The 9,802-nt window shown below is 67.9% G+C and carries 7 protein-coding genes and 1 riboswitch; all 7 genes read left to right on the top strand.

Annotated elements, in window-relative coordinates:
• Nucleotides 1–272: 272 nt before the first annotated feature.
• A riboswitch (TPP riboswitch) is annotated at nt 273–369 on the top strand.
• Between the two features lie 119 nt (nt 370–488).
• Nucleotides 489–1,139 carry a YkoF family thiamine/hydroxymethylpyrimidine-binding protein gene (locus AC1VTH_RS04125; RefSeq protein ID WP_481334850.1) on the top strand — a complete coding sequence of 217 codons (651 nt, stop codon included), beginning with the start codon at nt 489–491 and terminating at the stop codon, nt 1,137–1,139.
• Between the two features lie 147 nt (nt 1,140–1,286).
• Nucleotides 1,287–1,889, top strand: coding sequence for an ECF transporter S component (locus AC1VTH_RS04120; protein WP_481334849.1), 603 nt, complete (start codon nt 1,287–1,289; stop codon nt 1,887–1,889).
• Nucleotides 1,882–3,492 (top strand): ABC transporter ATP-binding protein, encoded by a 1,611-nt coding sequence (locus AC1VTH_RS04115; RefSeq protein ID WP_481334848.1) that lies wholly within the window; start codon nt 1,882–1,884, stop codon nt 3,490–3,492. The genes AC1VTH_RS04120 and AC1VTH_RS04115 overlap by 8 nt, the downstream gene beginning before the upstream one ends.
• Nucleotides 3,489–4,211, top strand: coding sequence for an energy-coupling factor transporter transmembrane component T family protein (locus AC1VTH_RS04110; protein ID WP_481334846.1), 723 nt, complete (start codon nt 3,489–3,491; stop codon nt 4,209–4,211). Before AC1VTH_RS04115 ends, AC1VTH_RS04110 begins: the two co-directional genes overlap by 4 nt.
• Before the next feature lie 95 nt (nt 4,212–4,306).
• Nucleotides 4,307–6,097, top strand: coding sequence for a radical SAM protein (locus tag AC1VTH_RS04105; RefSeq protein WP_481334845.1), 1,791 nt, complete (start codon nt 4,307–4,309; stop codon nt 6,095–6,097).
• Nucleotides 6,098–6,345: 248 nt separating this feature from the next.
• Nucleotides 6,346–8,088, top strand: coding sequence for an acetolactate synthase large subunit (locus tag AC1VTH_RS04100; RefSeq protein WP_481334843.1), 1,743 nt, complete (start codon nt 6,346–6,348; stop codon nt 8,086–8,088).
• 172 nt (nt 8,089–8,260) lie between these two features.
• Nucleotides 8,261–9,802 (top strand): UvrA family protein (locus tag AC1VTH_RS04095; RefSeq protein ID WP_481334842.1); only part of this gene is annotated, 1,542 nt, incomplete at its 3' end.

Genomic DNA, 9,802 nt, shown 5'->3' with positions numbered 1-9,802 from the left:
GGTCCGGCCTGCGAGGGGGCATCAGTCTGCCAAAAACACGTCAAATAGGTAACCTCCGGCGCGCGTGCCAAGTAGGTCGTCTGCCGGCCCATTGGCCAACTGGGATTTTATCGCCATGAGGGTCGCTCTACTCGAAGAGTCCCTCGTAGGTTACCTATTTGATGGGTTTTTCGAATCAGGGGCTTCCCCAATGCCCTGCCGATAACAACGACACTTGACGTGGCAACCGCTCGCCGTATAATCCAATGCCGTTGCGCGAACAAAGGCTTGCGCAACACAGCTGGGGGTGCTCGCAAGAGCTGAGAGGATTTCCAACCCCTTGAACCTGACCTGGTTAGGACCAGCGTAGGGAAGCTCTCCGCTTTACGGCGGCTTTTCTCGTGCCACGGCCTATGCCGTTGGCCACCGGTCTCACCTTGCAGATTCGTCCTCTCTACCGAGCCCGCGCCTGCCACCTGCGAAAACGCAACTCATAGGGAGAGGAAACCATGTCCGACGAATCCTGCTGCGAGGGCTGCAACCGCCCCGATCTTCCTTGGGCCGGCCGCGGCACCAGCCTGCCCATCTCTGGCTGCCGCTTCTCGCTCTACCCCATGTGCGACAGCTTCGTCGACATCATCCTGGGCGCCCTCGGCCGCGTCGACACCTCGGCCGTTTGGAGCGAGTCCGATGCCCTCTCTACCGTCTACCGCGGCAAGCTGCCCTACGTCATGGATGCCGTCGCGGGCCTGTTCGCAAGTGCCTGGACCGAGAACGTCCACATGGCGCTCGAGGGCCAGGTCTCCAAGGGCTGCCCCGGCGATGTCTCGGGCGACTCGGTCCTGAGCGTCGAGGGCGAGGCCCCCAACCGCGCGCTGATCGAGGCGGCCACCCAGCCGGCCCTGTGCAAGCTCGCCCTCTATCCCATGGGCGTGGGCGACTACATCGACGACATCGCGGCCGTCTGGCGCATGGCCGAGAACCGCGGCCTCAACCCCACCACGATCCACTACGCCACGCGCATCGAGGGATCGATCCGCGACATCTTTGCCTACCTGCAGGACGTCTGCCAGCTCATGGAGGACGCCGAGAGCGTCCACCACTACGTGCTGCACTTCACCATTAACGTCAACAGCCCGACGGACGAGTCCGCCGAGTAGGACCGCGGCGGTGCCGCCGTCCATGGCGGCCGTGCAACCGTGCGCGTATCCACCGCGCACCGCGGTGGATACGCAAAAGACCAGCGTTACGGGCCCGCGGGGTGCGGGCCAACACGATGCCCGCGAGCCGGGCGAGAGGGGATAGCAATGGCTAACGAGAAGGACAGCGCCAAGGGCGGCTGGAAGCTTCAGGAGATCATCTTCGTGGCGATGCTCTGCATCGTCTTTGGCGTGGTCTACCTCATCGCGGTGTACGCCGCCGCCGCGATGGTCGCCGCGTTCACGCCGATGGGAATCGGCCCCATGGGCAACGAGATCGTCTTTGGCATCTGGTTCATGGTCTCGACGCTTGCCGCCTACATCATCCAGCGCCCGGGCGTGGCCCTCGTGTCCGAGGTCATCGCCGCGCTCATCGAGGTACTGCTTGGCAACATGTACGGCCCCATGGTCATCGTGACCGGCCTCGTGCAGGGCGCCGGCGCCGAGCTCGCCTTTGCCCTGGGCCGCTATAAGAGCTTCAAGACCAAGGACATGATGCTCGCCGCCGTCTTCTGCACCATCATCAGCTTCGTGTGGAGCTTCATCCGCTCGGGCTACGGCCTGCTCTCGATTCCCGTGCTCATCCTGTTCTTCGTGGTACGCCTCGTGAGCTCCGTCGTGTTCTGCGGCTTCCTGTCCAAGGCCATCGGCGACGGCCTGGCCAAGACCGGCCTGCTCAAGGGCTATGCCCTGGGCCGCAACCGTGCCTAGCGCAAGCGTCGACAACTGCGTCGCGGGTGATCGGGGCGTCGCAAGCGCCCAGGCCGCCGCGAGCGGCTGCGGCGCCACTGCCGCTGCCGTCCCGGCGCCCGCACTCGAGGCGCGGGGCCTCGCCTTTCGCTACGGCGAAGGCGCAGGCCTCGTGTTCAGCGACCTCTCCCTGACCGTTGGTCGGGGGGAGGTCGTCCTCGTGATGGGGGCGTCTGGCTGCGGAAAGTCGACCCTGGCCCTGTGCCTGGCGGGCCTCTACCCCACCTATGCGGGCGAGATGGAGGGTCTCGTGCTCGCCGGCGGGCGCGACGTGGCCCAGATGGGCGCGCGCGAGCGCAGCCGCGAGGTCTCGATCCTGTTCCAGAACCCCGACAACCAGTTCTGCATGGACACGGTCGAGCGCGAAGTGCTCTTTGCCCTGGAGAACGTGGGTTACGAGGGCAGCCTGCGCGACCGCTGTCATGAGCTGCTGACCCTCGTGGGCCTCGAGGACCGCGCTGCCGAGAAGATCGGGCGACTCTCCGGCGGCCTCAAGCAGAAGCTCGCCCTGTGCACCGCGCTTGCCTGCGGGGCCCGCACGCTCGTGCTCGACGAGCCGTTCGCGAACCTCGACCCCGCGTCGTGTGCCGTGGTCTCTGCCGAGCTGCGTCGTCTTAATGCCGAGATGGGCGTAACGCTTGTGGTCGTTGACCACCGCGCGGAGTGGTGGCTGCCGTTTGCCACGCGCGTGGTGCTCATGCGCGGGGAGGGCAGCCTCGACGATGCCTCGTTTTCGGCGGGGGAGTGGCCCGCCCATGCGTGCGAGCTCGCGGCCGCGGGGCTCTTCTCGGGAGACGCGTGGGCGGCGGGCTACGCGCCCGTCGATCTGGACGAGAGGGGCGGCGCGGGCGATGACGCCGGCGATGGCGTTGCCAGCTGCGGTGCCGTCGTGCTTGCGCATGGCCTGAGCTGCGGCTATGGTCGCCGCCGTGCCTACGCCCCGGTGCTTAAGGACGTGAGCCTCGACGTGGCCCGCGGCAGCGTCGTGGCCCTGGTGGGCGCATGCGGCAGCGGCAAGTCGACGCTGCTCCACGCCATCGCCGGTGCGTGCGAGACGCGTGGCCAGCTCGAGGTGAGGGGTCGCGTGGGTCTCGTCTTCCAGAACCCGCGTCTGCAGTTTTTGGCCCTCACGGTTGCCGAGGAGGTGCTCGTGACGCTGCGCGCGGCCAACCCCGGCGCCAGCGAGGAGGAGCTCGCGGCTCGCGTGCCCGCCCTTCTCGACGAGTTTGCCCTCTCCGGCCTTGATGGGCGCTCGCCCTACGAGATCTCGCAGGGGCAGCAGCGCCGCCTCGCCATGCTCTCGATGCTTGCCGGAGCGGCCGACGTGCTGCTGCTCGATGAGCCCACCTATGCGCAGGACGAGCGCTCGACGCGCCTCATGCTCGACATGCTCATGGGCCGCGTGGCGGCGGGCCTCACCGTGGTCATGGCCACACACGACCTCACGCTTGCCCGAGCCATTGCCAATAAAGTGCTGCTCGTGGAGGATGGGCGTGTCCGCGAAATCTCGCGCGACGAGCTTACGCGCTTCGAGCGGAGCCTGAAGGGGGTGGGTGAGCGATGAGGAGCCTCAACCCCGGAGTCAAGCTCGCGGCGCTCATCGTGGCGTCGCTGCTCCTGTCCGTGACGTTCAACACGCGCGTGAACCTGGCCGTGGCGGCGCTGGCTATCGTGGCCACGCTTTGCTCGCGCGGGTGCAACCGCAGGGGCCTTGCGCTCGCGATGCTGCCGTTTGCCATCACGGCGCTCGCTATGTTCGTTACCGGCCTCATGTACGGCGCGAGCGGCAATGCCTCGGCGGGCGTCGAGGCAGACATGTTTGGCCAGCGCACGCTGTTTGCGAGCGACTGGACCACGGCCGCGCAGCTTGCGAGTCGCGTGCTGGCCTACGGCGGCTTGGGCATGGCGTTTGCCTTCACGAGCGACGCGTTCGAGCTGGTTATGAGCCTGATGCAGCAGTTCCGCCTGCCGCCCAAGTTTGCCTACGGCGTGCTTGCCGCCTACCACTTCTTCCCCGTGGTGCGCGACGAGTACGGCGAGGTGGGCCTTGCGCTCAGGGCGCGCGGCGTGCGCGTGGGGCCCTTCTCGCCCCGTCGCGTGGTGCCCATGCTGGCCCACGCCCTCGAACGCTCCGAGAGCCTTGCAATGGCGATGGAGTCGCGCGGGTTCGAGGACGGGGCGCCGCGCCGCTGCGCCTTCGAGGTGCCGCTGCGCGCCCGCGACCTCGTGTTTGCCGTGGGCCTCAACGTAGGGATCGTCGCCGCGCTCGTGCTCGTTCCGTAATCCGTGACAGAGGGACGGGTCTAATGTCCCCGTTTGGTAGGGACAAAGGGCACGTCCCCCTGTCCCCGCTGATAGATGATTGGAGAGACGGAGTCATGGTGGAGTCGAAGGCTGCCGAGTGGCGCAGGCTGTGCGCGGAGTACCCCGATATGAGCCCGTTTGTGCTGCTCAAGATCTCGATGGTGTGGCATGGCGCGCGCCTGACCGCCCGCGCGCTCGCGCGGCTGCAACGCCCCGACTATCGCTTTGCCTCGGACGAGCCGTTCGAGATTGCCTTCGCTGGCCGCGCCACCCAGCGTGCCGTCATGCCTGGCGGCGTGCTGCTGCGCGACGCCACCTACGTCCACATCAACTGGGGCGAGACCTACGACGACCCCTACGTTATCGACTACGACGCCGCCACCTGCGAGTTCACGCTGCGCGAGCCGGCGGGTGGCACCATCGCGGCAGACGGTGACATCGCCCCTGGCGATGCGCGCGAGGGCCTCGTCGACGTGATCGGCTTTACCCCACGCCCCGCGCTCTATGACTTCGAGACGAGTGCGGGCACGCCGGCCGACGCCCTGGCAGACGCCCGCGCCCAGAAGCTCATCCTCACCGCCTACCGCCGCTGCGAGTTCTGGCGCGAGGGCAGGCAGTGCCGCTTCTGCGCCCTGTTCACCCGTCGTGGCCAGGACCCCGAGGTGCCCTGCGCCGAGATTGCCGAGGTCGTGCGGGCAGCGCTCTCCGAGCCGGGCCGCTACTCCCAGCTCTACATCTCGGGCGGCTCCGACTTCGACGGCGAGCCGCCCTTCTCGCGCGAGGCCGCCCGCTACGCCCGCGCGCTCTCGGCCATGGGACAGGGCTTCTCGGCACCCTTTGCCTCGCAGCTCATGGCGCCTGCCTATGATGCCGACACCCTGGCCCACCTGCGCGAGCTTGCGCCCGTGAGCTCCTACAGCCCCAACCTCGAGGTCTGGGGAGCGGGCCAGTTTGCCCGCCTGTGCCCGGGCAAGGACGCCCACGTTGGCTACGACGAGTGGTTGCGCCGCACGGTGGACGCCGTGGACGTCTTTGGCCGCGGCAACGTGTACACGCAGCTCGTGGGCGGTGCCGAGCTCGCGGGCGAGGGGGCCGTCGCGAGCGTCGGCGACGCGGTGGCGCAAAACGTCGAGGCGTGCGACTGGTTTGCCCAGCGCGGCGTCACATGCCTCTCGGTGATCTGGCGCCCGCACCGCCGCGCGGTGCTGGGCTGGCGCCCCGTGCCGCCCATCGACTACTACGTTTGCCTTGCGCGCGAGATGCACGTCGTGCGCGCCCGCGCGGGGCTTGCCGCCTTCGAGGACGACTACAAGGCCTGCGGCAACCACCCCGACTCAGACCTCGAGCGCTGCGACCTGGACGTCTGGCGTCGCCTGGGCGAGACGAGTGCGAGCGACCCCGCCTTTTCCGCGGGCGCCACACCTGCGGGCGACGATGCGACCCGCCTGCACGCCCCGTTCGTTGCCGACGCTCTGGCTGTTGAGGTCTTCTCGGCCTCTGAACTGGGCATTATTGGTGGCAACGTGACGAACGACACCTACGTGGTGGCCCTGCGCGAGGACCGCAGCGACGCCGGCGCGGCCCTTGCGCATGCCCTGTGGTTCAACGAGCCCGTGGAGCTGTGGCTGTGTGAGCAGGGTGGCTGGCGCCACGTGCAGGCCCGCGTGTGGCGCTGCGACATCGTGGGGCCGGTCTTCTCGGCCGCGCTCGCACGCGTGCGCGCGGGGTCGGGCGCGGCCGAGGTCGCCAGTGCCTGGGAGCTGCGGGTTGTTCGCAGCGAGCTCGTCTCGAGCGCGCCCGTTGCGAAGGCCCCCAGCCGCTCTCCCCGCCCCGAGCTCCACCTCGACAACCCGCTTCTGCACTAGGTTGGTTGCCCGCCCTGCAGGCGTGCGTCGTTGATGACAGGGGGACGTGTTTTTGTCCCGTCTCGAGCGTGACAAAAACACGTCCCCCTGTCATGCCGCAAGCTTTCAGCCACTTATCAACCTCGTGTCGAGCTGGTAACGAGGGCTCCCAAACGATCCCGCGCCGTCACATACTTGTCCGCGAATAACACGCGAGGACGTCCAACGTGACGCGGACGGGAGAACAAATGCCAGCTCAGAAGGCTCGTATGCAGCAAACTCAGGCAGAGGCGGCCGACAAGGCCGAGCAGGTTGAGCAGGACGGCAAGGCCGAGAACCACGCGCCCGGCGGCGCGGCCGCAGCTCCTTCGACCAAGACCTGCGCGCAGGTCCTCGTTGACTGCCTCAAGGCCGAGGGCGTGGAGTACGTCTTTGGCATCCCGGGCGAGGAGAACCTCGACCTGATGTTTGCCCTCAAGGGCTCGGGCATCCGCTTTGTCCCCACACGCCACGAGCAGGGCGCCGCCTTCATGGCCGACGTCTACGGCCGCCTCACGGGCCACGCCGGTGTCTGCCTCGCCACGCTGGGCCCGGGCGCCACGAACCTCGTCACCGGCGTGGCCGACGCCTTCCTCGACGGTGCGCCCCTCGTGGCCATCACGGGGCAGGTCTCCAGCGAGCTCATGCAGCTCACGAGCCACCAGTACCTCGACCTCTCGGCGATGTTTGCGCCTATTACCAAGCGCAGCAAGGTTGTGATGCGCCCCGACACCGTGGCAGAGATCTGCCGCCTGGCCTTCAAGTACGCCGAGGCCGCAAAGCCCGGCTCTACCCACATCGACCTGCCCAAGAACGTGGCGCACATGCCCAGCACGGCTCGCCCCATGCGTCGCCAGCAGCCGCCCGCGCTCTACGCCGACCCCGCGAGCGTCATCGAGGCGGCCCGCCTCATCTCCGAGGCCAGAAATCCGCTGCTCCTGGTGGGTGCCGGCGCCGTGCGCGCCAACGCGGCTGAGGCCGTGAGGTCGCTGTCCGAGCGCCTGCACATCCCCGTGGTGCAGACCATGATGGGCAAGGGCATCGTCCCCTGGGACAGCCCCTGGCGCCTGGGCGTGGTGGGCATCCCGCAGCACGACTACATCATCGACGCGTTCGACCAGACAGACCTTGTGATTGGCGTGGGCTACGACCTCATCGAGTGCGCGCCCAAGAAGTGGCACACCCACGAGATGAAGATCGTGAACATCTCGGGCCTTCCGGCCGACGTCAACCAGCTCTACGAGCCCGACGTCGAGGTCACGGGCGACATCTCCGACAGCATCTACCAGATTCTGCGCGTGGCGAAGCGCGAGGGAGCGCCCGAGCCCGCGGCGCTGCTCGCGGTGGGCAAGCGCCTGCGCGACGACTTCGGCCGCATGGCCGCAAGCGACGCCTACCCCATGAAGCCCGCGCGTATTCTGGCCGACGTGCGCTCGGTGCTGGGCCGCCACGACATCCTTGTCTCCGACGTGGGTGCCCACAAGATCTGGATTGGCCGCAACTACCCCTGCTACGAGCCGCGCACCTGCCTCATCTCCAACGGCTTCGCCTCGATGGGCTTCTCGGTTCCCGGCGCCATCGCGGCCAAGCTCGTGCACCCCGAGCGCCGCGTGCTGGCCGTCACCGGCGACGGCGGCTTCATGATGAACTCGCAGGAGCTCGAGACCGCCGTGCGCGAGCGCATTCCCATCGTGGTCCTCATCTGGGAGGACGAGCACTACGGGCTCATCCGCTGGAAGGAGGAGGAGCAGTTTGGCGACACATATGGCGTGGGCTTCTCCAACCCGGACTTCAAGGCCTACGCCGAGGCCATGCACTGCCACGGCTACGAGGTGACGAGCGCCGCCGAGCTCGTGCCCACCCTCGACGTGGCCTTCTCCCACGATGACGCGCCGAGTGTGGTGGTCGTGCGCGTCGACTACTCCGAGAACATGGCCTTGACCGAGCGCCTGCGCGAGCGCTACGGGGAGTAGGCGCCGGCTCGGCTGCCACCCTCGCTGATGGGGACAGAGGGGCGTGTCTTTTGTCCCCGTCAGACGGGGACAGCAGGCGCGTCCCCCTGTCCCCGCGCGCGTTTCTCTCGCAAAAGGCGAACTATTGTTCTATACTGATGCCGAGAAGAACACGCCTAGACTGGGAGCACTCATGGCCTCCGACGCAATCGTCATCCGCGGCGCGCGCGAGCACAACCTGCGCAACGTCGACGTCTCCATCCCGCGCGACAAGCTCGTTGTCATCACGGGTCTGTCGGGCTCGGGTAAGTCGAGCCTGGCGTTCGACACTATCTACGCCGAGGGCCAGCGCCGCTACGTCGAGAGCCTCTCGAGCTACGCGCGCCAGTTCCTGGGCCAGATGGACAAGCCGGACCTCGACAGCATCGACGGCCTGTCGCCGGCCGTGTCGATTGACCAGAAGACCACGAGCAAGAACCCGCGCTCCACGGTGGGCACCGTCACGGAGATCTATGACTACCTGCGCCTGCTCTACGCGCGCGTGGGCACGCCGCACTGCCCGGAGTGCGGCCGCGTCATCGAGCGCCAGACCACGGACCAGGTGGCGGACAAGGTGCTGGCTGCGGGCCAGGGCCGCCGAGCCCTGGTGCTCGCGCCCGTGGTGCTGGGCCGCAAGGGCGAGTACGCCAAGCTCTTCGAGGACCTGCGCGGTGAGGGCTTCTCGCGCGTGCGCGTCGACGAGGAGGTCCGCGGCCTCGACGAGGAGATTAAGCTCGACAAGAAGCTCAAGCACACCATCGAGGTCGTGGTGGACCGCATCGTCATTCGCGAGACGAGCCTGGGCCGCATCGCCGAGGCGGTCGAGACGGCCACGCGCCTCGCCGCGGGCAAGGTGGGCGTCTACCTGCTGCCAGACCGCGACGACCCCGAGCGCATGCCCGGCGAGCTGCTGCAGTACTCGCTGGCGCTGGCCTGCCCCATCCACGGCCACTCGATGGACGACCCGCAGCCTCGCGATTTTTCGTTCAACGCCCCCTACGGCGCCTGCCCCGACTGCGACGGCCTGGGCTTCAGGCGCGTGGTCGACGCGGAGGCCCTCATCGAGGACCCCGAGAAGTCCGTGGCAGACGGCGTATTCGGCAGCTTCTTTGGCCGCTCCAACTACTACCCGCAGATTCTCGCGGCGGTGTGCCGCCACTTTGGCGAGAGCCCCGAGACCCCGTGGAAGAAGCTCCCCAAGAAGGTGCGCACCGCCCTTCTCGACGGCCTGGGCGCCACCAAGATTCGCGTCGACTACCACACGGTCGACGGGCGCGACACGCACTGGCTCACCACCTACGCCGGCGTGCGCTCAATCCTGTTCGAGAAGTACGGCGAGACCGCCAACGAGAAGCTGCGCGCCCGCCTGGAGAAGTACATCCACGAGATGCCGTGCCCCACGTGCCACGGCGCGCGCCTCAAGCCCGAGATGCTGGCCGTGACGGTGGGCGACAAGTCGATCTATGACGTCTGCTGCATGAGCTGCCGTGAGTCGCTCGAGTTCTTCCGGGGCCTTACGCTCACCGAGCGCCAGGAGTTCATTGGCGGGCGCATCGTCAAGGAGATCGTCGAGCGCCTGCGCTTTCTGGTCGACGTGGGCCTCGACTACCTCACGCTGGCCCGCGCCTCCGCCACGCTCTCGGGCGGCGAGGCACAGCGCATCCGCCTGGCCACGCAGATCGGCGCCGGCCTCATG

It is taken from the genome of Parolsenella sp., from assembly GCF_982402205.1.
The sequence above is the reverse complement of the archived record's forward strand: the minus strand, read 5'-3'. Positions and strand labels throughout refer to the sequence as shown.

Bases quoted from the DNA above. Each gene is read 5' to 3' on its own strand.
- AC1VTH_RS04120 (WP_481334849.1), top strand. From the start codon at position 1,287: ATGGCTAACGAGAAGGACAGCGCCAAGGGCGGCTGGAAGCTTCAGGAG.
- AC1VTH_RS04125 (WP_481334850.1), top strand. From the start codon at position 489: ATGTCCGACGAATCCTGCTGCGAGGGCTGCAACCGCCCCGATCTTCCT.
- AC1VTH_RS04100 (WP_481334843.1), top strand. From the start codon at position 6,346: ATGCAGCAAACTCAGGCAGAGGCGGCCGACAAGGCCGAGCAGGTTGAG.
- AC1VTH_RS04110 (WP_481334846.1), top strand. From the start codon at position 3,489: ATGAGGAGCCTCAACCCCGGAGTCAAGCTCGCGGCGCTCATCGTGGCG.
- AC1VTH_RS04105 (WP_481334845.1), top strand. From the start codon at position 4,307: ATGGTGGAGTCGAAGGCTGCCGAGTGGCGCAGGCTGTGCGCGGAGTAC.